Annotated in this window: 1 protein-coding gene; it reads left to right on the top strand. The window is 37.2% G+C overall.

Translation table 11 applies throughout. The features are described 5' to 3' along the window. Positions 1-242: phosphotransferase (locus M901_RS07860; protein WP_034721289.1), on the top strand; the 242-nt coding region annotated here is incomplete at both ends.

The following is a 242-nucleotide window of genomic DNA, read 5'->3' as shown; positions in this document are numbered from 1 at the left end:
TCGTATTCATATCACCCAACAACTTTTGGGGAGCAGAATTTAAAGTTTCTCTTGGATGGTAAATTTATTCCCGCTCACTTTGAACACTCTTACAAAGAAAGTGTAGAAACTCTTTGTCAGCTTATTCATCCATTATTTAAAGATATCAAAACACATAGAATTCACGGCGACTGCCATAAAGGCAATATCATCCTGCGTGATGATAACCCATTCTTCATCGATTTTGACGAGATGCTAATGGG

It is taken from the genome of Bacteriovorax sp. DB6_IX, assembly GCF_000447775.1.
In the GTDB taxonomy this organism is placed as follows: Bacteria; Bdellovibrionota; Bacteriovoracia; order Bacteriovoracales; family Bacteriovoracaceae; genus Halobacteriovorax_A.
Note: the sequence above shows the minus strand (reverse complement) of the source record. Positions and strands in the feature narration are given on the sequence as shown.